This window comes from Capnocytophaga sp. oral taxon 338 str. F0234 (assembly GCF_000192225.1).
Taxonomy (GTDB): Bacteria; Bacteroidota; Bacteroidia; order Flavobacteriales; family Flavobacteriaceae; genus Capnocytophaga.
This window is the reverse complement of the sequence record NZ_GL872413.1, coordinates 1,982,912-2,008,622: the sequence shown is the minus strand read 5'-3', so window position 1 is coordinate 2,008,622 and position 25,711 is coordinate 1,982,912. Positions and strand designations below refer to the sequence as shown.

Genomic DNA, 25,711 nt, shown 5'->3' with positions numbered 1-25,711 from the left:
ATTTATCTTGTTCTTATTAAAAAAAATTGTATATTTGTCCTTAAAAAATAATTAATGAAACTATTTCAAAATAACAAATCATCTCTATTAGATCTCAGAGAAATTTCTTTCAAGTTGGAGCGGGATATTCAACAGCTATTTGAGAAAAATTTATTTCAAATTACAGGTTTAGAACTTGTAAAGTCTGAATTTTCTATTCAAAATCAACGTATAGATACTTTAGCTTTTGATATAGAGAATAGTGCTTTTGTTATTATAGAATATAAGCGAGGTCATAATTATAGTGTTTTTGATCAAGGTGTGGCTTATCTCAATACCTTGCTTAAGTATAAGGCAGATTTTGTATTGGAGTATAATGAATCATTAGATAAGAACCTTAAAAAAAATGAGGTCGATTGGTCACAGAGCAAGATAGTATTTGTGAGTCCTTCCTTTAATCAAAATCAAAAACAGGCTGTAGATTTTAAGGATTTGAATATAGAATTATGGGAGATAAAGCAATTTGAGAATAGTATTATTGTTATAGATGGTGTACAAAAATCTCAGGCTGCTCCCAGTATAAAACTTACTTCACCATCTGAAAAGGACACAGGACTTTCGGAAATTACCAAAGAAATCAAGACTTATAGAGAGGAGGATTTTTATCAAGGAAAAGCAGAAGAGGTTATAGAACTCTATAATGATTTTAAGCAAGCAATTTTAAATCTTTCTCCTGAAATAGTTATTGTGCCAAAGAAACACTGGATAGGTTTTAAAATAGATAAGAGAAATGTTACAGATATTCAAATTCAGAGTAAGGGACTAAGGATAAGTATCAATATGAAGAAAGGAGAATTAGATGATCCTAAAAAAATGACAGAAAATGTGGCTAATAAGGGACATTTTGGTAATGGAGATTATCAAATAGTGGTCTCTAATACCAAGCATTTGGAATATGTGATGAGCCTTATAAAACAAGGAATATAGGTATTAATCGTTAATCATTTTCACTTAATCCTTATGAAATCATATTTCTATCTTTTATTCTTGCTATCACTCTCTTTAGCAGCACAAAACAAGGGCGCTCAAAAACGCTTATATTATAACCTTATGGATAACGGAAAGCAGCTCTACGCTATGGGAAAATATAAGTTGGAATTATTTCCCTATGAAGAAGCTTTTGATACCCTTGTAACAAAGCGGAGTGTAATTAATTTTGCTAAGAAAAATCATTTCTCAGATACCATTCCTAAGAAGAATCCTAAGTTGGCATATCCTCATTATTACCTTTCTTATTATAAGAAAAACAAAGAGACTCATTGGCAAAATACAATGGTATATTTTATAGGTAAAGATACAGATGAGGGTAAATGGTCATTTATTGCCACTATTTCTTCGGTTACAGAGAGACCCTCTGAGGAGATTGACACAGAGATGATACGACTGATATTGGATAAAAAGGTATTGAATGAGAACCACATGGGCGGACGTTCCTTTGATTTTCTCGGTAGGAAAGTGATGCTCATGGACGAATGTTATTGGACAGGAGTCAATATCGTACGCTGTCCTACCAAAGGGGAAATGAACTGGAGCTTGTATCCCTCCTTAGCCGATGCACAACTATCTCTTCGGCTTCAAAAGGAGTGGGGCGATATGATTCCCTTGAAACCCAACTACACCTATAACTGTATTTCTGACCAACAGAAAACACTCATTTTTGAAGGGAAACCTACTCAGGTAACGGAAGTTATCTATAATGTACGCTATCAGGATCCTATCCTAAAGAGCTATTATAAGGATAATAAACTCATTGTCTATTATATAGCTACGATTGTGCGAGGTCAGGCTATTGCTTGTGTGATTAGTTATTGGGATTATAATGAGCGATTGCCTGAGACGGGACTCCCTGAGTTTGTCTCTCAGTTTGTAAGGCTACCCAAAGGGGCTTAGAAAGTTATTGAAGTACTCGTAGCATGGTTTGGGCTTTATTTTCCGTTTCCTGCCATTCACTTTCTTCTTGAGAACCACTATTGACCCCTCCACCTACATATACAAATATCTCTTCTTGAGTGAGTTGGGCGCATCTGAGATTGACAAATAGGTCTATGGAGCGATTCTCTCCCCAATGGGTCAAACCACAATACCCTGCATAAAATTCTCTTGAATAGTCTTCATTTTTAAGGAGAAAATTACGGGCTTTATCTGTTGGGAAACCACATACCGCAGGAGTGGGGTGTAGGCGTTGTACAATTTCTTGGATAGGTGTATTAGGGGTGATTTTAGCGGTAATTTCTGTACAAAGGTGCCAAAGCCTGCCAGCGCGTACTTCATGTACTTTTCCTATGGACAAATCGGTGGTGAGGGGGCGTAGTACTTGGGTGATAGTATCAGTTACGATCTGTTGTTCTCTATACTCCTTCTCTGTCCAAAGGGGAGACTTGCCCTCTACAAAGGGCTTGGTGCCTGCCAGTGACATGGTGTGGAGAATATTGCCTGTTACCTTGAGCAGGGTCTCAGGGGTAGCCGCCAACCAACGACCTACTTTGGGGTGTGAGAAAGCATAGCAAAAAGCTGTAGGAGAGAGTACTATAAGGTCTAAAAAATAGTTAAGGAGCGATTTTTGATTGCCTTGGTAAGCAATTCTACGGGAAAGAACTACCTTTTCTAACGTATGTTCCTCTATGGCTTTCAGTGCTTTTTCAAAAAGGATATGATAGTGTTCTCTATCACCTTGAGTAGGGATAAGAGTGGCACTAAGTATAGGCTTTTCAGCGGGGAGTAGGGTAGTGGTAAGGTAATTTTCTTGCTTTAGCAGCAGGGGACTCCCTCCGTGAAAAGGGCACATGATAAAGCCCTGATCCTTAGAGAAATCAGCTGTATGGAGGGTATCATCATTCTGGTATATAAGGTGAATATCCGTACTATTGGGATGGCTAAACAAGACAAAAGGTAATCCTTGTAAGGCAATCTCTTTTGCTTTTTCTAAGAAATCTTCTTTAGAATAGTTCATTTTTTCTTAGTAATTATTGTGGTGTGCTTTCCATAGGAAACAAGATTCTCGTCCTCATCTGTGATTTTTATATCCCAGTGCTGCAGTGTTTTTCCCTTATGGATTAGGGTGGCTTTAGCAAAAACTTGCTTACCCAATTCTACTCCACGTACATGGTTCATGATAATGTCTATTCCTAAGACTAAGTAGTTTTCAGAGTCAGGATTCGCTAGTAGCGTAGCAGCAATACTCCCTGTGGTTTCTGCCAAGGCTGCCGAAGCCCCTCCATGCAGGATGTGATTGGGTTGGCAAGTCTTTTCATTAACAGGCATTTGTGCGATTATGTAGTCATCACCTATTTCTATAAAGCGAATTTCAAGGAAGTCTATGAGGGTACTTTTCCCTATAGCATTGGCTTTTTCTAATAATAATTGATTGTTCATATTTTATAGAATTAAAAATAACAGAAGTTATAAGAGATCAAAAAATGACAGCACTTTCATAGAATTACTTAGTTTTTATCACGATTTTATTATTTGATAAATAGAAAATGGTATCATTCTTTTTCTCTTTTATGTAACTAATGTATTTCTTATCTGAATATATAGTATCAATATCCAAACTCTTTAGTAAAGCAATATCTTCTTTTAGTTCTGATGGGGTATATTCCAAAAATCCATTAGCCCTATTCAAAAAAAATCCTTTTAGCTTCCCCTGCTTATCATAATTAGAAATGATTTTTATAAGCAACCTTCCATAGTTATTTTCTATAAATCCATTGGGGTTATATTGATAACCTTTACCTACTTTTTCGGTTTTGATAACTTTAAAATCACTTTTCGGAGCACTACATCCTATAAGTAAAAAGCCAATAATGATACTTAACTTAGTAACGGAGTGGTTTGTTGCTTTGTCAGAGAAAGGTGTTTTCTGTTTTTCCTTTTTTGAAAAATAGCATATTCCTATATAAAAGGCAAAAATGCAAATCCCGCAGGGAATGATAGAGCTATATACTACCGCTGGGTTAATCTCTTCTTTCAAATAGGTAGACCAACAAGCCTCCCGATGCATAAATTCTATCCTATTGATATATAGCCAAAAAGCTAAAACAATAATTAGCAAAACATACTTAGTGATAGATTTTCTAAGAGGCTTACAAAAAATGCTATACACAAATACCATACAGAATTGGATAGGCATAAAAATAGAAATGCCTGTAAAAACATCACTTTTTGCGTCAATACAGGAATACCCATCTGGCAGAAAAAGTATCATTTGAATAGCGCCTATAATCACAGATAGGACACTTATCTTTATATTTTCTTTCATTCTTAATTAGGTTTTGTAAGTTCTATCACCCTAAAGAACAAGCTACGAGCTTGCTCCAGTGACTAAAGACAGTCCCATTTTCTTTGCTTTTTCGAGCATAAATGGATAGGCCTCTTCGTAGGAGTTGCCTATGATGCCCTCCAAGATAGCTTCCTTAATAACCTCTTTGAGTTGGCCTACCTCGCGGGAGGGTTTTAGTCCAAAGAGTGCCATAATTTCCTCGCCTGTAATAGGGGGTTGGAAGTTGCGAATATGATCTTTTTCCTCTACTTCTACGACTTTTTGACGTACAATTTGGAAATTCTGATGATATTTCTTATACCTTTGTGGGTTTTTGGTGGTAATATCGGCCTCGCAAAGAGTCATCAGCGCTTCAAAGTCATCTCCAGCATCAAAAAGTAAGCGCCTTACTGCCGAATCGGTTACGATATCCTGCGCAATTATGATTGGGCGGGAACTCATGGTAACTATTTTCTGGACAAACTTCATCTTTTCGTTCTGTGGCAGGCGTAGTCGTTGGAATATCTTGACAACCATCTTGCCTCCTACGAACTCATGTCCGTGGAAAGTCCAGCCTATTTTCTTGTCAAATCGCTTGGTAGGCGCCTTGCCTATATCGTGCAGGAGGGCTGCCCAGCGGAGCCATAAGTCATTGGTGTTCAGGGAAATATTATCTACTACTTCCAGTGTATGCCAGAAATTATCCTTGTGGCGTTGGCCTTCTTTTTCATCTACGCCTTGTAGGGCGACCAGTTCGGGAAGGATTAGCGAGAGTAAGCCCGTTTCATAAAGCAACTTAAATCCAATAGAAGGCTTGTTGGAGGCGAGTATTTTGTTGAGTTCCTCAGCAATACGCTCATTGGAAATAATCTTGAGCCGCTCCTTGTTGTCGGCTATAGCTTGTAGGGATTTTTCTTCTATTTGAAAATTCAGTTGGGTAGCAAAGCGAATGGCTCTGAGCATACGTAAAGGGTCATCAGAATAGGTGATATTAGGCTCTAAAGGGGTGCGAATAATCTGGTTTTGCAAATCATTAATGCCTCCAAAAGGATCCACAAGTTCTCCAAAAGAATCTTGGTTTAGGGAAATAGCCAAGGTATTGATTGTGAAATCACGACGATTTTGGTCATCGGCAAGGGTACCATTCTCCACTAAGGGCTTACGAGAATCTTCCCGATAGCTCTCCTTACGCGCCCCTACAAACTCAATGTCTATGCTATCGGTCTTAATCATAGCAGTACCAAAGTTCTTGAATACCGATATTTTAGGATTGTTAGGTAGTTGAGCGGCAACCTTTTCAGCCAACTCTATACCACTGCCTAAAGTGACAATATCAATATCTTTGGCAATACCTCGTTTTAACAATAAATCACGAACAAAACCTCCTACGACAAAGCATTTTTGATTGTTTTGGTCAGCAATTTTAGAAATAAGCTCAAAAATGGGAGATGTAAGTGATTGGGAATAATTCATGAGTATTTTTTCAGTGGTGCAAAATTACTATTTTATTATGAATAATTAAATATAAAAAAAAAATTTTTGAAAATATTTGTTGCTTACAAAAAAAATGTAACTTTGCAGAAAATAAACAAGAATGAATTATCTGTATACAAATAAATGGTGGTGGTTTTTCCTAAATTTTTTAAGCTGTAAGGAAACGGAGCTTTGTATATAATACAGTATAAAAGCCCTGTCACACTTGCGGCAGGGCTTATTTTTTAGTAATTTCTTAAAATTTTATATAATGAAAAAATATTCAGTGGATACCAATGGTTATTATGGCGAATTTGGAGGAGCTTATGTTCCAGATGCTCTTAAGATAAATTTGAAGGAATTAGAAGATAATTATAAGAGAATCATCTTCTCTGAATCTTTTGAAAGAGAGTATAAGCGATTACTTGAGGATTATGTAGGAAGAGAGACTTCTTTGTTCTATGCCGCTAATTTGAGTAAGAAGTATTATACCCATATTTATTTGAAGCGAGAAGACCTAAATCACAAGGAGCACACAAACTCAATAATGCTTTAGGGCAAGCTCTTTTGGCTAAACAATTAGGTAAAAAACGTGTTATAGCCGAAACAGGAGCGGGACAACATGGGGTAGCTACAGCTACCGCTTGTGCCTAAAATTATTTCTGCAACCTCCGGAGGAAGAACTCTAATAGACGCAGTAAATGAGGCTTTCCAAAATTGGATAGAGCATCCTACAGATACATACTTCCTATCAGGAAGTATAAATCATTATGAATAATTCGGAAGGAAAAGAAGGAGAGTGGCACCATTGAAAATAATGTTTAAAAGATTAGGAGCCTAATCCCAACTACTTCTCTTAGAGAGAGCATACTTTCCACCACCTAAGAAACATAGAGAAATAGCTCCTCCAAAAAATAAACCTAAAGTCTCTATCCCCCAAGCCCCTGTATTTGGGTCTACTATGAATATTTCTCCTCTGTGAACCAACAGGGTTGCTACCAGACAGTTAATAGCAATAAGCATAGAAAAAAAACGAGTTCTATAACCTAAAATAACCAAAAGAGGAGCAATAATTTCACCAATATAGATACCATAAGCCCAAATACTGGGTAATCCATTATTAACCAATTGTATTTTTACAAAACTAATATCATTGAACTTAGAAATACCATGGAAAAGTAAAATCCCACCTATGAAGATTCTAAGAAGTAGAATTCCCCAGTTACCGTTTTGTTTATGTGTTGTTTCGTGATAATAATACATTGTTAATCAGATTAGCAGAAAAAGTCTTTCTTTTTTAATGGTAAATTTCCCTAATAAATATAAGTATTTACACTTACTTTTATTTTAAAACGTTCATAAAGTAAATTCTTAAAACGGAGGGCTATTTTAAGGTCAGAAAAAATCATAGCACGACTAATACTAGAGGTAAAAATCACCTCTCCAATAAGGTATTCTACTAAGTAAGAACCTTCTTGGGTCATTAATACATAATTAGTATTCTGTATTACCTCCACTTTTACTTGGAAAATTTTCGCAAAGTTACAAAAAAATAGGAATAAAACTATTGATATTAAAAGAAAAGATATAATATTTTAACATTTTACCAGATAAAAAATTCCTTATAAAATCGTACATTTGTCAAAAATTAGCATATATGCGAATAAGTTTTTTTATATTGAGTTGTTTAGGAGTGATTTCTTCTTTTGCACAGGAAAGAGATACAATTATCAAGATAGATAGTATAGCTCCTAATGAAACTATTATTAATTTGGAAGAGGTACTTTTTTTTGGAAGTCAGCCTTTTTTTAAAAATGAAGAACAAAAGAAAAAATATGAACTGCTCAGATCTAGAGTAAAAAAAGTATATCCTTATGCCAAATTGGCTGCAGATAAGTTATACCGTATTGAAAGAGTGTTGGATACTCTTCCTAGTAAAAGGCAAAAGAAAAAATATACCAAGAAAGTACAAGAGGATGCTGAGGCAAGATTTACAGTAGAACTTAAAAAACTTTCTCGTTCTCAAGGGAAAATTCTTATCAAACTTATATATCGGCAAACGGGTGAGTCTGCTTATAATTTAGTAAAGAATCTTCGTAGTGGATGGCGTGCTTTTTGGTATAATAATACTGCTTGGTTCTATGATTTATCTCTTAAAAGTACTTATAATCCTGAAGAAGTAGAAGAAGATTTTTGGATAGAAGATATTCTTTTGCGAGCTTTCTCACAAGGAGAATTAGAAATGCAGCCTGCAGCTATCTATATTAATTATGAAGCCATAGAGAAAAAATGGCGCAATCCCTAAAAATATGATCTTTTTATATTTTACATGATTAGAAGGAAAGTTTAATACCAAAATTCACTCCTAAAGAAGAATAAGAAGCTTTCTCTGTAAGTTTTTTATTATTTAAGTTATTGGAAAGTTCTTCTTGAGAGGCTTTTTCCACATAATCTGTTCGCTTATGATATACCTGTCCGCGTAAGACATCTTGGTAAGAGCCATTATTAAAGCCATCTAAAGTCATTAGGTTGGTCTTAATTTCACGGTTTATACCTGACACATTGAGGGTAGCTTTTAGTGTCTGGTTAAAATCTCTCAATTCAGAATAGTCACGTTTTACAGAGATATTCATATACTCCAATTCAGCAAAGAAAGCTAACTTTTCTGTAATATTATATTTGTACCCCAAAGCGGCAATGGTACCAAAAGGTATTTTCCCTTTGTAATCCTCTGTATAAGTAGTCTCAATAGTAGCTCCCTGTTTGATAATAGCTGTATTAGGAAGTCCTGAGAGTGCGGGTAAGTTGATACCTAATTGAGTAAGGGCTGCCAGAGGAATATCTTGGTTAGTAGTGGTATATGAATGTGCTATAGCTTCAGTTTTTCCACCTATTTTAGTGAGTAGACCGAACCTACCATAGAAATTATTTGTAAAGTTATAGATAACAGAAAGTGCAGCACCGAAGGCACGTCCTCTTCCTTTTACTTCCCCTTCAATGGTGGCTGTTAAAGGAGTTCCTGCGAGTTTCTTCTGACTTATTTCACGCCTTACAAGTTGATCCTCACCATAGAGGTATCCTGCACTGATATCAACTCCCCACGTTTTGTCGAAGAAATAGCCGACTCTGAACTGACTATTAATCCCCTCTCCGAAAGTTCCAAAACGTACACTTTCCTTGCCATTGATACTTTCTTCTCCTATTTTAGTTGAGGGTACTCCCCATGCATATCCTCCTGTAACAGATATATATACTTGTGCTAAGGAGGTATAACAGGTTATTAAAAAGCCTAAAAGTAGAAAAAATCTCTTCATTAAATATTTGATTAATTTGTGAATTTACTTTTGTTCTTTGAGCCAATCCTGTGCTATACTCAAAGGACGTGCTATGATAGCTTTGTCTCCTTGTATCAAGATAGGTCTCTCTATCAGTTTAGGATATTGGTGTAGTAGTTCTATGATTTGCTCTTCTGAGAGGGAATCACTACCTACTTCTTTCCATATTGCTTCCTTCTTGCGTACTAATTCTAAAGGCTTAATGCCTAATTTATGCAGTAAATCCTTTATTTGTGCTACCGTTGGAGGGTTCTTAAGATAGTCTATGATTTCTATAGGGAGATGCTCTTTTTTCAGGAAAGCCAAACATTCTCGACTTTTACTGCAGTGTGTATTGTGGTATATTTGTAAGAGAGGTTGTTCTATTTTCATTTTTTAAATCAAAGTGCAAATATAGACTATTTATATGAGATTACAAAATAATATTTGAAGACCATTTAATTTTTCTTAATTGAAATAAGTAATCTTAAGTTCTACAAGGAATACTAATTTGTCCTTATAACGTACTTCTTTGCGAATCCAGTTACCTTTTTTATCATACTGGTAGGAAAGATCAGAATAAGCAGGTAAGGTTCCATTAGCTGACAGAGATTGCTGATAGGGTAAGGGAGCATCCTTATAGAAATAATTGACCTTAATATTATCTGTAAAATTGACATAATCATCTTCGGAAATTTTTGTATGATACCCATTGTCATTATACTCGTTGTGAAAGACGTATTTTTTGTCATTGTTAGGTGTTCTATATACTTTTTCCAACACCTTATTATCCTTGTCATAAGTAGTATAACATTTTTCGATTAGCTTCCCTTCGGTGGTAAAGGTCGCACAATTGATGGGGTTACCGCGATCATCTAATTGACAAACGGTAGTACGACGATGATCGGTCTCTCGGCTTTCTTTCTTTTTGTCATCATACGTGGTGGAGATTTCTTGAGTCATTTTTCCTTCTTTGTTATATACTTTTTCGTTTATGCATCTATTTTTGTTATCATAAGAAAGTTCTCTGTGTCTTGTGACTTCATTTTTGTTATTGTAATCGATTTTTTCAATTACTTTACCTGCTTTATTGAATCTTATAAAAGCATTTTTGTCGTATAGGAAACCAATACTAATATTTTTTTCAATAGTTTTGTCATCTTTTTCTTGTACTTCATAAGGAATAATGCGTACTGATTCTATTTTCCCCTTTAATCGTAAGTAGGGGAGCATATTATCATCCTGTGCGAAGGAAGAAAAGGAGTATAATGTAATTAGAAAAAAATATAAGAACTTCATCATGCAGTATTTTAGTAATAAGTTATTTTTCTTTTGATAATAGCCACAGCTTCTTCGTCAAGGAAATACGTTTTTTCGATCCAATTGCCTTTGCTGTCGAACTTGTACTTAAAAGTAAGTGTTTCAGGATCTTCACCTCCTACGATGGCAGTGTGTTCTATGGGATAAATATCGTCTTTATAGACATATTTGTAAGTAATATCTCCACCGGGGAAAAAGATATAATAATTCTTCGCTTCTATGATTCTCCCTTTGTCATCATACTTATAGGAGACCTGTCGCTTGAGATTACCGTCCTCGTATATAGTAGATTTGACAAGTTTCTGGTTTTTGTTATACTCATAAGAAATTTCTTTGAAAGCCTCTCCATCGGAGTCAAAAAAGATTACTTTAATGGGGAGCCCTTCGTCGTTGAGGGTTATCTCTCTTTTAGTTTGTTCATCACTCTCGTGGGAAGAAAGGGCAATAGCAGTACCTTTTTTTTCCTTGTCATTATAGGAATAAGAGATTTTTCGGGTTATTTTTTCGGGGAGGAAAAGCACAGTTTCCTTAGCTACTCTATTTTTATTATCATAGACAGTTTCTTTGATATCAGAGGGCTTCCCCTTTTCACTATAGGAAGTGAGCTTGATGACCCGTCCTTTTTTGTCCAAGGTGATAGCCATATTATAGTCAAAAGAATCGACCAGGAAATCCCCTTTAATCTCATCAGATTCCTCTTTAGTAATATCAATAGATTTTACATTACCTTTTACCTGACAGGAAAGGCGAACATCTTCCTGTCCCCATGATAAGGTACAAAGAAAGAAAAAAATAACAGTAAATAAATGATTCATAGATATCCCTTTTAATAGTAAGTAATTTCTCTTTCGATAGTTGCGGCGGCTTCTCCATCAAGGAAATATGTTTTTTCGATCCAATTACCTTTGCTGTCGAACTTGTACTTGAGCGTAAAAGTTTGAGAAGGTTCCTCGCCAGATGTAACTATATATTTGGTAGGGAAAAGTCCCTTTTCGTACAAGTATTTGGTAGAGAAATGTAATTCATAAGTCCTATTCACCCTATTGTCTATCTTTGTGAATCTGTTTTTATTATCATACTCATAGGAAATGCTATGAACGAGTTTGTTTTTATCATCATAAGAAAGAGACTCAGCGAGGAATCCATTTTTGGAATATTTGAGCGCCCTTTTCCCCTCCAATTTTCCTTCGAAATTGTACGCTAAGATCTCAGAGGGAAGGAGATTATCGCCTAAAGATATTACCATTTTAGATTTTTTGTTAGGAAAACCTGTAGAGGTAATGGTAGCAGAGGCTTTTTTCTGTTTATCATCATAGGTATAGGAAGTGGTTTGAGTAAGTTTTTCAGGGACAAGCTCAAGAACTTCTTTAGAGATATGATTTTTGTCATCATAAGTCCATTTTTGAATCGTTTTAGGCTGTCTTCCCCGAAAATAAGTATCCAATTCGGTAATACGTCCCTTTTTGTCAAAGAGGAGGAACTGGTCATCATCTAAGGAATCAAACGAGAGTGCCTCCGCCGCTTTTGGAAGTTTGCTCTGAGAGATCGTTAGGGACTTGACATTGCCCTGTAACTGATAGACCTGTTGGTGTTTTTCATTTTGTCCCCAACAGATAGCGTAAAATAGAAAAAGAATATAAGGTTTCATTTTAGGTAATATTATCATAACAATAAGTTTTTTCAGCCCAATTATCGTATTCGTCCATGTATATATTTAAGATAATAGTGTTTATAGAAAGGGAAAATAAAAAAGTTTTCTTCCTTTGAAGAAAAATGCTTTTCTTTGTCAAATAAAACAAAATAAGCAATGAAATATAAGCATTTAACTTGAGAGCAAAGATATGAAATATAAGCATATCTTACAAGTAGAATAGAAAAAATATTATAGCAGAAAAACTCAATGTTTCATCAGATAGAAAAAGCGAAATAGTTCAAAAAAGAAACTTATAATGCGCAAAAAGTGCAAGAGTTAACCATGAACGCAAAAATGCTTCAGTAAAACAGACGCTTTAATTTATAAATTTGCAAGCTAAAAAGTTCATTGTGGAGTTGAATTGGTAAGCAAAATAATTAAGTTCATTATTACTTGTTAATCCAACTATTTTCATTATCTTTGTCTTTTGAATAACAGTCAAAATCTTTTTTATGGATAACCGATATACTATGCGAGGAGTTTCTGCTACCAAAGAGGATGTACATAATGCGATCAAGAATATTGATAAGGGACTTTTTCCTAAGGCTTTTTGTAAGGTAATTCCTGATTATCTAACAGGTGATGAACAATATTGCTTGGTCATGCATGCAGATGGAGCAGGTACCAAATCCTCCCTTGCCTATACCTATTGGAAGGAAACGGGAGATCTCTCTGTATGGAAAGGAATTGCCCAGGATGCTTTAATTATGAATATTGATGATTTATTATGTGTAGGGATTACCAATAACATTCTCCTTTCCTCCACTATTGGGCGCAATAAAAGGCTTATACCCGGAGAAGTTATTGCCGCTATCATCAATGGTACAGAAGAACTTATCAGTGAATTACATTCCTATGGTGTAACTATTTACTCCACAGGTGGAGAAACTGCAGATGTAGGTGATTTGGTGCGTACTATTATCGTGGATTCCACAGTTACAGCACGCATAAAGCGCTCTCAGGTAATTGATAATGCACGTATTATTGAAGGAGATGTAATTGTGGGATTAGCTTCTTTTGGACAAGCTTCTTATGAGAAAGAGTATAACGGGGGGATGGGAAGTAATGGACTTACTTCTGCACGTCATGATATCTTCTCCAAGATACTTGCTAAAAAATATCCTGAAAGTTATGACAACAATCTTCCTGATGAGATTATTTATACTGGAGAGAAATTACTAACGGATGCTGTAGCAGATACTATTTTAGATGCAGGAAAATTAGTTCTTTCCCCTACTCGCACATACGCTCCTGTTATTCAGAAAATACTCTCCAAATACACTCCAGAACAAATTCACGGAATGGTACATTGTAGTGGAGGAGCGCAAACAAAAATCTTACATTTCATAGATAATTTACATGTAATCAAGGATAATCTTTTCCCTATACCTCCTCTATTCCAACTCATCCAGGAACAATCCCATACAAATTGGAAAGAAATGTACCAAGTATTTAACTGCGGACATCGTATGGAACTCTATGTGCCGAAGGAAGTTGCCTCTGATATCATTGCTATTTCCCAATCTTTTAATATTGAAGCTCAAGTTATAGGACATGTAGAAAAGGCTAACTGTAAAAAACTTACTATTCAAAGCAAATATGGATGTTTTGAATATTGTTAAAAACTAAATCATAATAACTCTTGTGGAATCATCACAATTGAGTATCTTTGCCTCTTCTTTTTAGCTCTTATAAGAAACAATTATAAAAATGGCAAAAACCAAATCTATTAAATCTCCTAAAAAAGAAAAGAACAGTAACTCTAATAAACTTTCTCAGCAGAGAGTTTCCTTAGGAGTTATTCTTCTTTTTATCTGTTTGATTCTTTGTATTGCCTTTATTTCCTTTATCTTTAGTTGGCAAGCAGATCAAAGTATTCTCTCAGAATTTGCTGACAGAAATGCACAACCTCAAAATATTTTTAATAAAATAGGAGTTTACTTAGGAAATTTTTTTATATACAGGGGCTTTGGTATTGCCATATTTATTCCTTTATCACTTTTGGCTCTCACTGGGTTAAAACTTCTTCTTTCCACAAAAACCAAAATGCTTAATAAGTGGTTTTGGGGCATTCTCTGGATGCTCTTTATCTCTGTTTCTTTAGGTTTTCTTTCCTCCGATGCCACAATCCTTAGTGGTATGGGTGGATATGAAATCAATTCTTACCTAAGAGACTATATAGGCAGACTGGGAACAGCTCTACTTCTCTTATTAATACTTTGTTTATATCTGATAGGAAAGTTTCACATTACTTCTGAGAAGATTAGAAATACTCTCGATGCAGGTAATCACTGGATAAAGGGGAAGAAAAGAATCCTTGAAAAAACAGTTTCTCCCATCACAGAAGAACAAAAAAACATTACAAATGAGATTCAAGCAACCTCATTAGGTGATGAAGAATTCATCGTCTCTACCCCTATTCAAGAGGAACAGAATAAAGATATTGATATCTATACCCATAAAAAAGATATTCCTCCTTTGCATCTGGAAGTAGAAGAGAATGAACCTATAGAAGATAAGGAATTCAAAGTAGAAATTAAGCAAGAGGAAACTGTAAATCCTGAGGAAGTTGCCAAACGCTTAGTAGAAGATTTCGGCGAATATGATCCAACCTTGGAACTCAAATCTTTTCAATTTCCTCCTTTAGACCTGCTCAAGGAATATAAGGATTCAGGTGTTGTCCGTAATGACGAAGAACTAGAAGAAAATAAGAATACCATTATCCAAACTCTACGTGATTATAAAATAGATATTTCTCGTATTACTGCGGTAATAGGTCCTACTGTTACACTTTATGAAATTGTTCCTGCTCCTGGCACCCGTATTTCCAAAATTAAAAGTTTAGAGGATGATATTGCATTATCTTTAGCGGCTTTAGGTATTCGTATTATAGCTCCTATTCCTGGAAAAGGTACTGTAGGTATAGAAGTCCCTAACAAAACTTCTTCTGTTGTTTCCATGAGATCAGTGATAGGGTCAGCCAATTTCCAACGGGCAGAGATGGAACTTCCTATTGCCTTTGGGAAAACTATCAGCAATGAAACCTTTGTTGCTGACCTAACAAAAATGCCACACATGCTTATGGCAGGGGCTACAGGACAAGGAAAATCCGTAGGACTTAATGCCGTACTCACCTCTCTACTTTACAAAAAGCATCCTGCTGAAGTGAAATTTATCCTTGTTGATCCTAAAAAAGTAGAACTCACTCTTTACAACAAAATAGAACGTCATTACTTAGCAAAGCTTCCTGATAGTGAGGAGGCAATAATTACCGATACCTCTAAAGTAGTCAATACCTTAAATTCTCTTTGTATTGAGATGGATAATAGGTATGACCTACTTAAGAATGCTATGGTACGTAATATTAAAGAATACAATGCCAAGTTCAAAGCGCGACAATTAAATCCAAATGAAGGACATCAATTCTTACCCTATATTGTATTAGTAGTAGATGAATTTGCTGACCTTATTATGACCGCGGGTAAGGAAGTAGAACTCCCCATTGCACGTCTGGCACAATTAGCACGTGCTGTAGGGATTCATCTGATTATTGCCACCCAACGTCCTTCAGTGAATGTCATCACTGGACTTATTAAGGCTAACTTCCCTGCTCGAGTTGCCTTCAAAGTAACCTCTGCTATTGATTCCAAAACGATCTTGGATGGGCCGGGTGCTAATCAGCTTATAGGGAAAGGGGATATGCTATACACACAGGGTAATGACCTAATCCGTATTCAGTGTGCCTTCGTGGATACTCCTGAAGTGGAACGTATTGCCGATTTTATTGGAGCACAAAAAGGATATCCTAGTGCCTTCCTCCTTCCAGAATATGTAGGTGAAAATGATATGGAAACTCCTGATGTAGATATGTCTGAGAAAGATCCCTTACTCAGGGAGGCTGCAGAAATTCTTGTTAATGCACAGCAAGGTTCGGCTTCTCTGTTACAACGTAAGTTAAAACTTGGATATAACCGTGCGGGTCGCCTTATAGACCAATTAGAAGTATTAGGAGTAGTAGGACCTTTTAAAGGAAGTAAGGCACGAGAAATTCTCTTTGCTGATATTGTAACTCTCCAACAATTCTTAGATGAAAAAGGAATATAACTTTCCTTAGTGCTTACAGTATATTCTATTTATTTTACAAAATGAATTTTATTATTGATTTTTCTTAAAAAAAACAATAGTATATTTGGTTTTTGAGAAAAAAATTAATTATTTTTAGTATAAAAGCCAAAACTTTAAAAATGTTTAACTTTTAAATCTTTTTTTGAATGAATTTTATTCAATAATAAATCGTACCTTTGCAATATAAAAATACTTAAATTTATTACACATGAAAAGAATTGTACTTTTTTTGTTAGGGGGGGTAGTAATGACTTCCTGTGTCTCTAACAAAAAATTCCGTGAAGTTCAAGAAGAACTTAAGAGTACCCAAGATTTGCTTAATACAGCTACTGTAAAACTCAACAGTTGTCTTAAAGATAAGGAATTATTGCAATCCAAGAATGAACTATTGCAAAAGAACAATGAAGGATTGCTCACCAATCTTGGAAATATGACTACACTTACTCAAAAAGGAGCTGATAACTTAGAGCGCTCTTTAGAAAGTCTCAAAGAAAAAGACTTAACTATTAAGAATCTTCGGGATGCAGTTACACGACGTGATTCTATTAACTTAGCTCTCGTTCAAAGCCTTAAAGGTGTTTTAGGGAACTTGGATGACCAAGATATTACTATACAAGTGGATAAAGGAGTCGTATATGTATCTATCTCTGACAAAATGCTCTTTAGTAGTGGTAGCTATAATGTAACTCCTCGTGCACGTGAAGTACTTGGAAAAGTAGCAAAAGTAGTGAACAACAAGCCTGATTTTGAATTTATGGTGGAAGGTCATACCGATAATGTACCTATTAAGAACAACTGTATCAAAGACAATTGGGATTTGAGTGTGTTGAGAGCAACTGCTGTGGTACGTATCCTACAAAATGACTTTGGTGTAACCCCTGCTCGTATGACCGCTGCAGGACGTAGTGAGTATGTCCCTGTAACTACCAATGCCTCTGCTGATGGACGTGCTTTAAATCGCCGTACTCGCATTGTAGTATTACCTAAACTTGACCAATTCTATAATATGATAGAACAAGGTATGAAAGACCCTAAGATTAATTAAATTTGCTTCATTATTCTTAACATAAAGAGGCTATCCGAAAGGGGTAGCCTCTTTATCCTTAATAAGGAATAAATTATTTTTTATATCTTTCTGCAGTAAGTTCTGCTATTTTTATAATTACATCTACTGCTTTTAATAAACTGGGAACAGGAAGGTATTCATACTTTCCATGAAAGTTCACCCCTCCTGCAAAAATATTAGGACAGGGCAATCCTTTGAAACTTAGCTGCGCTCCATCAGTACCTCCACGAATAGCCTGTATTATAGGGGTTATCCCTACCTCTTTCATTGCTTGTTCAGCAATTTCCACTATATGAATGACTGGTTCTATCTTTTCACGCATATTATAATACTGGTCTACCACTTCAAGTTCAAAAGCAGCATTCTTATGCAATTCTTGAAGGTCTTTTACAATGGTGTGAAGGAGTTCCTTACGTGCATTGAATTTATTTCTGTCATGATCGCGAATGATCAGGTTAATATAAATATCTTCCACATCTCCTTTGATGTTCATTACATGGAAGAATCCCTCACGACCTTCAGTACGTTCAGGGATTTCATTTTCAGGAAGAGCCTCAATCAGTTCACTGGCAATAAGTACGGCATTGACCATACGTCCTTTAGCGGTACCAGGATGTACACTTTTCCCTTTAATATGGATCTTAGCTCCCGCAGCATTGAAACTTTCATATTCTAATTCCCCTATATGACTACCATCCATAGTATAAGCCCATTGAGCTCCAAACTTAGGAACATCAAACTTATGAGGACCTGTTCCTATTTCTTCATCAGGGGTAAAACTAATGCGAATTTTACCATGATGTATTTCAGGATGAGCAAGGAGGTATTCCATAGCAGAAACTATCTCAGCTACCCCAGCTTTGTCATCAGCTCCTAAAAGAGACAATCCATCTGTAGTAATTATAGTTTGTCCTATATATTTCTTCAAATCAGGAAAATAAGTAGGAGAAAGTACAATTCCTTCTTTTTCATTAAGGACAATATCTCCTCCATCATAATTATGTACAAATTGAGGATTTACATTGGCTCCTGAGAAATCAGGGGATGTATCATAGTGAGCAATAAAGCCTACGGTTGGTACTTCATAGGATACATTGGAAGGGAGTGTAGCCATAATGTAACCATAATCATCTACACTTACCTCAGAAAGTCCTATTTCCTTAAGTTCATCTACCAAGAGATGAATGATATCCCATTGTTTTTGAGTGCTGGGAGTAGAAGCACTTTCAGGATCAGATTGTGAATCTACTTTCACATAGCGAATAAAACGCTCTATAATTTTTTTTTCTTGCATACGTTAAAGATTTAACAAAAACTTATTTATTTAAAACTAATATCTTCTTTCCATTGAGCAAGGGGAATAAAACTGTACCTTTGAAAGGATTACTTATGCGAATATCACTCTTATTTTGCTTATTTATATAGAGAAGATGATAAGTCTCATAGCGTTCATCCCCGTTGTAACATATATGTACAACATAGTATTCTTGCCCATTCTCTAAGGTTTCCTTAGGTTCAACCATGATAGAGACTCCACTTTTCCTCTTAGAAATTCTATTGATTCGCTTATTTGCTTTCTGCGTGATAGGCAAAATCAATACTATATCCACTATCTCATCTTCAGTAAGGAGTTTCTTAGGAGTGCTGGGAGCTTCTACAATGGGGTCGGATACCTCTTTTAGTGAATCCTGTTTCTCTTTGGAGGACTTGGATTGGTTCTGACAGGAAATCAGCAATAGCCCTGCAAATAATGACAAGCATAATGTCTGTTTAGAGTTGAGAAAAGTAATAAATTGTATTTTCACAATTTCATAAACAAGATTATTATTGCTTATCTCCTGCAAAAATACGAATTCCTCATATTAGTTACAAATAATTATAGCGTTTTTTCTTACTTTTTTATTGCTATTTTAGTTCTATCTCTTATTTTTGCCTTTAATCACTAACTACTGAAAAATTAATCATCAATCACTAGAAATTAATCATTATTTTTTGTACCTTTGCAATTTAATTTCAATAAAAATGAAGAACTTTGTAGAAGAATTACGATGGAGAGGTATGATTCAGGATATTATGCCTGAGACTGAAGAACACTTATTAGAAGGACTACGTGCTGCCTATGTAGGGATAGACCCTACTGCGGATTCATTACATATTGGACACTTAGTAGGAGTGATGATGCTCCGTCATTTTCAAGACTGCGGTCATAAGCCTTATGCCGTCATCGGGGGAGCTACGGGTATGATAGGCGACCCTTCAGGAAAATCAGCTGAAAGAAACTTACTTACAAAAGAAACCTTAGCTCATAATATAGAGGGAATCAAAAAACAATTGGCAAAATTTCTTGATTTTGAAAGCACTGCCCCTAATCGTGCCGAACTGGTTAATAACTACGACTGGACAAAAGATGTCTCATTTCTCTCCTTCATTCGTGATATTGGTAAGCATATTACTGTAAATTATATGATGGCAAAGGATTCTGTAAAAAAGCGCTTTGACCCTAATGAGAATACTGATGGAATGTCATTCACTGAATTCTCTTATCAACTCTTACAAGGATTTGATTATCTACACTTATTTCAAGAAAAAGGAGTTACCTTACAGATGGGAGGTTCTGATCAATGGGGAAATATTACTACTGGTACAGAACTTATTCGCCGTAAAGTGAGTGGAAAGGCTTATGCTCTTACTTGCCCGCTAATTACCAAAGCGGATGGTACCAAATTTGGTAAATCAGAAGGAGGTAACGTATGGCTTGATCCTGAAAAGACCTCTCCATATAAGTTCTATCAGTATTGGATTAATACCTCGGATGTAGATGCAGAGCGTTATATCAAAATATTTACCATGCTTCCTAAAGGAGAAATAGAAACTCTCATTATGGTACATAGAGAAGCTCCTCACCAAAGAATTCTACAAAGTAAATTAGCGGAAGAACTTACTATCTTGGTTCATGGAAAAGAAGAATTAGAGAATGCTATTCGGGCTTCCCAAATTCTTTTTGGTAATACCACTTCAGAGGATCTAAAAAAATTAGACTCACAAACACTGCTTGAAATATTTGACGGGGTCCCTCAAGCGGAAATTTCTCTAACTGATCTTAAAAAGGGATTGGACATGATCGGGGCTCTTTCTGCTAAAACAGGTTTTATTAAAAGTAATTCAGAGGCAAGACGTGCTCTTGGTGAGAATTCTATCTCAGTAAATAAAGAAAAAGTAACCGAAGATTATTCTCTCTCTGAGAAAGACTTACTAAACAATCAATTTATTCTGTTACAAAGAGGTAAGAAGAACTACTTCCTCATTAGAATAAATAATTGATTACAAAATATTTTAAATTTGTAAATAGGTAACCATGAAAGAGATAGAACGTGTAGCACAACTTTTAGCTGAAGTGAACTTTATCCTTATTACAGGAGGTGCCAATACACGCAGGGTACTTAGGAATGTCAATAGAATAGCAGGAGCTTTGAATTATCATTGTGATATATTCTACTCCTACTCTGCTATCATTCTTACAGTTTATAATAAAACTACAGAAGAAAAAGAAACTATTGTAAAAAGTATTCCTCATCATGGGGTAAATTTCAATGCTATATCAGATATTAGTATTCTTTCATGGCGTGTTCTAGAGAAAAAACTCCCTATTGAAGTGATAGAAAAGGAGCTCATCCATATTAAGCAAAAATCACATTACAATATGTATGTAATGTGGTTCTTTGTATCACTTGCTGGTGGGTCATTAGCTTACATTTTTGGAGGAGATAACCATAGTAATTATTTGGAATTTGGGATTTCCTTTTTAGCAACTTTGGTAGGGTTAGCTGGAAGAAGAATTCTTCAGTTAAAAAAGTTCAATGTATTTATCTGTTGGGCATGGGCTGCATTTGTATCTGTTTGTGTGGTCAATATTTTTCGCCTTATGGTGGGTGAGGAATACAAGAATGCATTAGCAGCGTGTGTATTATGGCTTATTCCTGGAGTTCCTCTAATTAATGGTTTTATTGACTTACTTACAGGATATATAGTAGCAGGAATAGCAAAACTTTCCTATGCAATGGTACTTATTTTTATGATTTCTATTGGCTTTTATCTATCTTTATTTATCTTTGGATATGAACTTCTTTGATGCTTTTTGTCTTTTATCAGAACGTATTTTCTGGTCTATGTGGGTGTCCATAGGTTTTGCGCTCCTTTTCAATACTCCTCATAGAGCTCTATGGGCTACTGCTCTATTAGGGGCTATAGGATGGAGTACTAAGTTCCTCCTTATCAAAACAATCATTCCTGAACAAGTAGTAATAGCTTCTTTCATAGGAGCTTGTGTAGTAGGATTCCTGGGTATGTATTTTGCTCATAGAGTACACACTCCGCCTATGGTTTTTACCATTCCTGCAGTAATCAATATGATTCCTGGTAAGTCCGGCTATGAATTTATGATGGGACTTGTTAAGATTGTTACTATTACTCACGAACATGATCAGACTTTAGAAACTATCTTTGAAACTATTAAGCTTGCTATACAAACAGGCTTTATTACTTTGGGGCTTTCTTTTGGAGTTATTGCTCCTGTTCTCCTGCTAAATACTTATACTGTAAAAGGCAAAGATTTAAATAAATTCATCGCTAAAAAACTTAAGCACATTTACAAACGTGAAAGAAAAGAAAAAGCTAACAAATAATCTCATAAAATATTTTCTAAAAGAACCATTAATATTCCGTATTTTTTTAGTACCTTTGTGGCAACTTTATTTTTTGAACACTTAAAACTGGACTATTAATTTAATCATATATAAAAAAATAAACCTCATGGAAATACAAGGACGTATTAAAGTTATTACTCCTATACAGACTTTTGGAGCAAATGGCTTTCAAAAGAGAGAGCTTATTATTGTTACTGAAGAACAATATCCACAGACTATTTCCCTTGATTTCACACAAGGAAATTGCGAATTACTTAATGGCTACCAACCTGGACAAGTTGTAAAAGTAACTTTTGATATTCGTGGACGTGAATGGACAAATCCTCAAGGAGAAGTGAAGTATTTTAATTCATTAGTTGCCTGGCGTATTGTAAATGTAGAAACTGCCTCTCAGTCTATACAGGCACAGCCTACCCCTCCTCCTATGGCACCAACTACCACTGAACAAACTTTTACCCCTAAGGCACAAACAACAGGAGATGACTTAGAGGATGATGGGCTTCCTTTTTAACAAATTAATACAAATATATAAATAATAGAAACGATGAAAATACTCATTATTAACGGAGGTAGTTCCTCTTTCAAATATCAACTTATTGAAATGGATACTGAATCTGTCCTTGCTAAAGGGCTTGCCGAACGAATTGGTCTTGAACAAGGTAAAATCACCCATGAATATTGGAAAAATGGAGAAAAGTACAAGGTAAGTAAGGAAATGCATTTTGATAATCATGAAGTAGCATTTAAAGAAATGGCTGCTTACCTTACCGACAATGAAGTTGGAGTTATCAAATCTATTAATGAGGTAAAATATATCGGACACAGAGGTGTTCATGGAGGTAAATATACTACTCCAAAGCGTGTAACTCCGGAGGTAATGGAAGAACTTCGTAAAGGAATTCCTTTAGCACCTTTGCATAATCCAGCTAATATCATAGGAATTGAAGCTGCTATGAAAACATTTCCTAAAGAAACTGAGAACTTTGTTGTTTTTGATACCGCCTTCCACCAGACCATGCCTGAGAGAGCCTATCGTTATGCTATCCCTAACCATTATTATACTGAGGATAGAATTCGTGTATATGGTTTTCATGGTATTAGCCATAAGTATGTAGATGCACGCACACGCCGCCATTTTAACAACCCTCACATGAAAAACATCACCCTTCACCTTGGCAATGGTGCTAGCATGGCTGCTGTGAATGAAGAAGGTCACTGTATAGATACCTCTATGGGATTTGGTCCTGGAGATGGACTTATTATGGGTACTCGAGCTGGTAATATTGATAGTACTGTAATCTTTTTCTTAGGAGAAAAAGGTCTCTCTACTCAAGAAATCTCTAAAATACTAAATAGTGAAAGTGGGATGAAGGGGCTTATTGGCAGTCCTGATGCACGTGATTTGGAAACACTTGTTAATCAAAATGACCCTAAAGGTAATCTCTGCTTGGACATGTATGCCTACCGTGTTAAGAAATTCATTGGGGCTTATATGATTGCTCTTGGTGGAGTAGATTCCCTTATCTTCACTGCAGGTATAGGAGAGAATTCTGCTATGATTCGTAAAGCTGTTTGTGAAGGATTGGAGACTTTCGGAATTAAGATTGACCCTGACAAGAATAAGCAACTCAATCATCCAAGTGACATCGTAGAAATTCAAGCCTCTGATAGCAAGGTAAAAATAGTTATCGTTGCTACCAATGAAGAACTTCAAATTGCCCGTGATGTGCTTTCCCTTGTTTAATTTTTAATAATTTTATACACATGAAAAAAATCCTTATTACATTCCTATTATTGGGAAGTTTAATGCTTGCTTCTTGTTCTGGAAATTCTCCTAAAGCAGTTGCTGAAAAGTTCTTAAAAGCTATTAATGCTGGTGATTTTAAAGAAGCTAAAAAATATTGTGATGAGAAAACAGGAGACCTTATAGGTATGCTGGAAAGTTTCTCTAAAGGAGAAAAACCAAAGGAAAAGGATATAAAATCTTTTACCATCACCAAAGTAGAAGAGAATGGAGATACTGCAAAAGTATTCTATAAAGCCGAAGGCTCTGATAAAGAAGAATCTCTTGACCTTAAGAAAATAAAAGGGAAATGGCTCGTTTCTATCAATAAGGAACAAGGAAAAGAAAATGGAATGCACCACGAAGACGGAGATGACCATTCATCTGATGATATGGAAATTGATACTCCTGAACATGAGAATGAAGCCTCTCAAGATTCAATTCCTTCTACAGAAGAAGACTAGTTAGCTATTACTCATTCAATATTAAAATCCCAAGATGAAAAAAAGAATTAAACAGTTCTTCCTCTTCTTTGGGATTTTTTCGTTATCTATATGGGGAGGATTTCATCTATTCTTTTGGATAGATACTCAAGAAGAAAAACGGTTGGTGATAAAAAATATTGAATTTCCCCGATTAAGCACTAAAGAGGTAGAAAAACTTCAAGAAGGAGATATCATCCTTCGCCGAGGATATGGTTTTTTTAGTGATATTATTGCCGATAAGCTTAATGGAGATTCCTATGATGTTACCCACTCAGGTATTCTTTATCGTAAAGATAACCAATGGTGGGTAATTCATTCCCTTTCCTCCAATGTTAGTCCAATAGAGGGGGTACAGACACAATCCTTACAAATGTTCTTAAAATACTCCATACCTGGAAAGATACTAATTGTCCGTCTTAATAAAATAACTCCTTCCCAAGGAAGAGAAATTATAAAGCGCGCCCAATATTATTTACAAAAAAAAGTTTCTTTCGATCATTTAGGTATTATTGATGATCCTTCTGAATTGTATTGCAGTGAACTTATTTATCAGATTATAGATAATGACCTCCACTTTGTAAACTTCCCTACAGAAAAAAAAGCTAGGAAAGAAACTTTCTACAGCATGAAGACATTATACAATCCTCAATATTTCAAAATTATTATCAATACCTATCCAAAGAAAAAGGAGAGACCTTAAAAAAATCCTCTCCTTATTTATAATATTATGACTAAAAATCCTTTTATCTTAATCTTTCTAGTTCTATTTCTAGATTTTTCAAATCAGATTGTGCATCTATAAGTTTTGATTCCTTTTTAAGTATTTTAGTTCGAAATTTAAGTTCTTTTTCTGCTGACAAATTTCCTCTTGATATTTCTCTTTCAAGATTAAGCTTTTCCTTGTCATAATTGGCTTTTGCTTTATTCAGCTTAATTTTTGACTTAGCTATTTTATCTTGTATTTTTAATCGTTTTTCTGCACGCTTTTGGGCTGCTATAGCCTCTTTCTGTGCTTTTCTCTGTGCCTTTTCTTGCTGTTTTAGTTGCTTTTCTTTTAGTTTTTGCTCCTTAGCGACTTGCTGTTGAGCTCTTTTCTGTAATCTCTCTGCCTCTCTCTGTTGCCTTTCAGCTTCTTTTTGCTGTCTTTCAGCTTCCTTTTGTTGCCGCTCTTTGAGTTTTAATTCCTTTTCAGCCAATTCCTGTTCTTCTTCCCCTCTTTTAATAATCTCTTGTTGTTTTTTCTCTTCTTCTATCTTTGACTTAACCTCTTCTATTTTCTGTTCATTATTCACAGCATTTAACTTTAGAGAATCAACCTGTGCTGAGGCAAAAGAAGTTACCAGTAAGGATAAAATAATTCCAATTTTCTTCATGATATTTATATTAATTGGGTGCAAAGGTATTTTTCTTTTTAAATACGACAAAACTTTATCAGCACTTATTAAGAAAAAA

The 25,711-nt window shown here is 35.3% G+C and carries 27 protein-coding genes and 1 pseudogene; 14 read left to right on the top strand and 14 right to left on the bottom strand.

Annotated features, from left to right (window positions below):
* Positions 1-54: 54 nt before the first annotated feature.
* A complete protein-coding gene (locus tag HMPREF9071_RS09090; RefSeq protein ID WP_009746334.1) occupies positions 55-966 on the top strand; it encodes a DUF5655 domain-containing protein in 912 nt (303 codons plus the stop codon).
* Between the two features lie 33 nt (positions 967-999).
* On the top strand, positions 1,000-1,929 hold the full coding sequence (locus HMPREF9071_RS09085; protein ID WP_009746333.1) for a hypothetical protein: 930 nt from the start codon (positions 1,000-1,002) through the stop codon (positions 1,927-1,929).
* A gap of 4 nt (positions 1,930-1,933) precedes the next feature.
* On the opposite strand, the gene HMPREF9071_RS09080 is transcribed toward HMPREF9071_RS09085, so the two are convergent.
* From HMPREF9071_RS09080 to HMPREF9071_RS09065, 4 genes are all read right to left on the bottom strand, one after another.
* On the bottom strand, positions 1,934-2,989 hold the full coding sequence (locus tag HMPREF9071_RS09080) for an isochorismate synthase (protein ID WP_009746332.1): 1,056 nt from the start codon (positions 2,987-2,989) through the stop codon (positions 1,934-1,936).
* Positions 2,986-3,411, bottom strand: a complete 426-nt coding sequence (locus tag HMPREF9071_RS09075; protein WP_009746331.1) for a PaaI family thioesterase — start codon at positions 3,409-3,411, stop codon at positions 2,986-2,988. Before HMPREF9071_RS09075 ends, HMPREF9071_RS09080 begins: the two co-directional genes overlap by 4 nt.
* 64 nt (positions 3,412-3,475) lie before the next feature.
* Positions 3,476-4,297, bottom strand: coding sequence for a hypothetical protein (locus HMPREF9071_RS09070; protein ID WP_009746330.1), 822 nt, complete (start codon positions 4,295-4,297; stop codon positions 3,476-3,478).
* A 42-nt stretch (positions 4,298-4,339) separates the two neighbouring features.
* Positions 4,340-5,770: a CCA tRNA nucleotidyltransferase gene (locus HMPREF9071_RS09065; protein ID WP_009746329.1), complete on the bottom strand. Its 1,431-nt coding sequence runs from the start codon at positions 5,768-5,770 to the stop codon at positions 4,340-4,342.
* A gap of 271 nt (positions 5,771-6,041) precedes the next feature.
* Between HMPREF9071_RS09065 and HMPREF9071_RS12550 the strand changes: the two are divergent.
* Positions 6,042-6,533: pseudogene (locus tag HMPREF9071_RS12550) on the top strand (pyridoxal-phosphate dependent enzyme); the annotation flags it as partial.
* Between the two features lie 74 nt (positions 6,534-6,607).
* On the opposite strand, the gene HMPREF9071_RS09055 reads toward HMPREF9071_RS12550, so the two are convergent.
* Complete coding sequence (locus tag HMPREF9071_RS09055) at positions 6,608-7,033, bottom strand: DoxX family protein (protein WP_009746326.1); 426 nt, start codon at positions 7,031-7,033, stop codon at positions 6,608-6,610.
* Between the two features lie 50 nt (positions 7,034-7,083).
* On the bottom strand, positions 7,084-7,254 hold the full coding sequence (locus HMPREF9071_RS09050) for a hypothetical protein (protein WP_162859677.1): 171 nt from the start codon (positions 7,252-7,254) through the stop codon (positions 7,084-7,086).
* Positions 7,255-7,427: 173 nt separating this feature from the next.
* Between HMPREF9071_RS09050 and HMPREF9071_RS09045 the strand changes: the two genes are divergently transcribed.
* A complete protein-coding gene (locus HMPREF9071_RS09045) occupies positions 7,428-8,075 on the top strand; it encodes a DUF4294 domain-containing protein (protein ID WP_009746324.1) in 648 nt (215 codons plus the stop codon).
* 28 nt (positions 8,076-8,103) lie between these two features.
* On the opposite strand, the gene HMPREF9071_RS09040 is transcribed toward HMPREF9071_RS09045, so the two are convergent.
* From HMPREF9071_RS09040 to HMPREF9071_RS09020, 5 genes are all read right to left on the bottom strand, one after another.
* On the bottom strand, positions 8,104-9,084 hold the full coding sequence (locus HMPREF9071_RS09040) for a membrane protein (RefSeq protein WP_009746323.1): 981 nt from the start codon (positions 9,082-9,084) through the stop codon (positions 8,104-8,106).
* A gap of 24 nt (positions 9,085-9,108) precedes the next feature.
* Positions 9,109-9,477, bottom strand: coding sequence for an ArsC/Spx/MgsR family protein (locus HMPREF9071_RS09035; protein WP_009746322.1), 369 nt, complete (start codon positions 9,475-9,477; stop codon positions 9,109-9,111).
* 75 nt (positions 9,478-9,552) lie between these two features.
* Positions 9,553-10,383, bottom strand: a complete 831-nt coding sequence (locus HMPREF9071_RS09030) for a hypothetical protein (protein WP_253908273.1) — start codon at positions 10,381-10,383, stop codon at positions 9,553-9,555.
* Positions 10,384-10,394: 11 nt separating this feature from the next.
* Positions 10,395-11,219, bottom strand: coding sequence for a hypothetical protein (locus tag HMPREF9071_RS09025; protein ID WP_009746320.1), 825 nt, complete (start codon positions 11,217-11,219; stop codon positions 10,395-10,397).
* Between the two features lie 11 nt (positions 11,220-11,230).
* The gene (locus HMPREF9071_RS09020) at positions 11,231-12,052 is read right to left on the bottom strand and encodes a hypothetical protein (RefSeq protein ID WP_117601745.1); all 822 of its coding nucleotides are present in this window, start codon (positions 12,050-12,052) and stop codon (positions 11,231-11,233) included.
* Positions 12,053-12,549: 497 nt separating this feature from the next.
* Between HMPREF9071_RS09020 and HMPREF9071_RS09010 the strand changes: the two genes are divergently transcribed.
* From HMPREF9071_RS09010 to HMPREF9071_RS09000, 3 genes are all read left to right on the top strand, one after another.
* Positions 12,550-13,719, top strand: coding sequence for an AIR synthase related protein (locus HMPREF9071_RS09010; protein ID WP_009746317.1), 1,170 nt, complete (start codon positions 12,550-12,552; stop codon positions 13,717-13,719).
* Between the two features lie 88 nt (positions 13,720-13,807).
* Positions 13,808-16,201: a DNA translocase FtsK gene (locus HMPREF9071_RS09005; protein WP_009746316.1), complete on the top strand. Its 2,394-nt coding sequence runs from the start codon at positions 13,808-13,810 to the stop codon at positions 16,199-16,201.
* Positions 16,202-16,430: 229 nt separating this feature from the next.
* Entirely contained in the window at positions 16,431-17,267 is an 837-nt protein-coding gene (locus tag HMPREF9071_RS09000) for an OmpA family protein (protein ID WP_009746315.1), read from the top strand.
* Positions 17,268-17,340: 73 nt separating this feature from the next.
* Here HMPREF9071_RS09000 and pepT read toward each other — a convergent pair whose 3' ends face one another.
* Positions 17,341-18,582, bottom strand: coding sequence for a peptidase T (gene pepT / locus HMPREF9071_RS08995; RefSeq protein WP_009746314.1), 1,242 nt, complete (start codon positions 18,580-18,582; stop codon positions 17,341-17,343).
* A 22-nt stretch (positions 18,583-18,604) separates the two neighbouring features.
* Positions 18,605-19,093: a hypothetical protein gene (locus HMPREF9071_RS08990; RefSeq protein ID WP_253908272.1), complete on the bottom strand. Its 489-nt coding sequence runs from the start codon at positions 19,091-19,093 to the stop codon at positions 18,605-18,607.
* Between the two features lie 217 nt (positions 19,094-19,310).
* Here HMPREF9071_RS08990 and tyrS point away from each other — a divergent pair, with 217 nt between their 5' ends.
* From tyrS to HMPREF9071_RS08955, 7 genes are all read left to right on the top strand, one after another.
* Positions 19,311-20,609 (top strand): tyrosine--tRNA ligase, encoded by a 1,299-nt coding sequence (tyrS, locus tag HMPREF9071_RS08985; RefSeq protein WP_009746312.1) that lies wholly within the window; start codon positions 19,311-19,313, stop codon positions 20,607-20,609.
* A 34-nt stretch (positions 20,610-20,643) separates the two neighbouring features.
* Positions 20,644-21,417, top strand: coding sequence for a threonine/serine exporter ThrE family protein (locus tag HMPREF9071_RS08980; RefSeq protein WP_009746311.1), 774 nt, complete (start codon positions 20,644-20,646; stop codon positions 21,415-21,417).
* Complete coding sequence (locus HMPREF9071_RS08975) at positions 21,404-21,970, top strand: threonine/serine exporter family protein (RefSeq protein WP_009746310.1); 567 nt, start codon at positions 21,404-21,406, stop codon at positions 21,968-21,970. Before HMPREF9071_RS08980 ends, HMPREF9071_RS08975 begins: the two co-directional genes overlap by 14 nt.
* Before the next feature lie 127 nt (positions 21,971-22,097).
* Positions 22,098-22,502 carry a DUF3127 domain-containing protein gene (locus tag HMPREF9071_RS08970; protein WP_009746309.1) on the top strand — a complete coding sequence of 135 codons (405 nt, stop codon included), beginning with the start codon at positions 22,098-22,100 and terminating at the stop codon, positions 22,500-22,502.
* Positions 22,503-22,535: 33 nt separating this feature from the next.
* Positions 22,536-23,735: an acetate/propionate family kinase gene (locus HMPREF9071_RS08965; RefSeq protein ID WP_009746308.1), complete on the top strand. Its 1,200-nt coding sequence runs from the start codon at positions 22,536-22,538 to the stop codon at positions 23,733-23,735.
* A gap of 20 nt (positions 23,736-23,755) precedes the next feature.
* Positions 23,756-24,238, top strand: coding sequence for a DUF4878 domain-containing protein (locus HMPREF9071_RS08960; protein WP_009746307.1), 483 nt, complete (start codon positions 23,756-23,758; stop codon positions 24,236-24,238).
* Positions 24,239-24,272: 34 nt separating this feature from the next.
* Entirely contained in the window at positions 24,273-24,959 is a 687-nt protein-coding gene (locus tag HMPREF9071_RS08955; RefSeq protein WP_009746306.1) for a YiiX/YebB-like N1pC/P60 family cysteine hydrolase, read from the top strand.
* A gap of 43 nt (positions 24,960-25,002) precedes the next feature.
* On the opposite strand, the gene HMPREF9071_RS08950 is transcribed toward HMPREF9071_RS08955, so the two are convergent.
* Complete coding sequence (locus HMPREF9071_RS08950; protein ID WP_009746305.1) at positions 25,003-25,632, bottom strand: hypothetical protein; 630 nt, start codon at positions 25,630-25,632, stop codon at positions 25,003-25,005.
* Between the last annotated feature and the right edge of the window lie 79 nt (positions 25,633-25,711).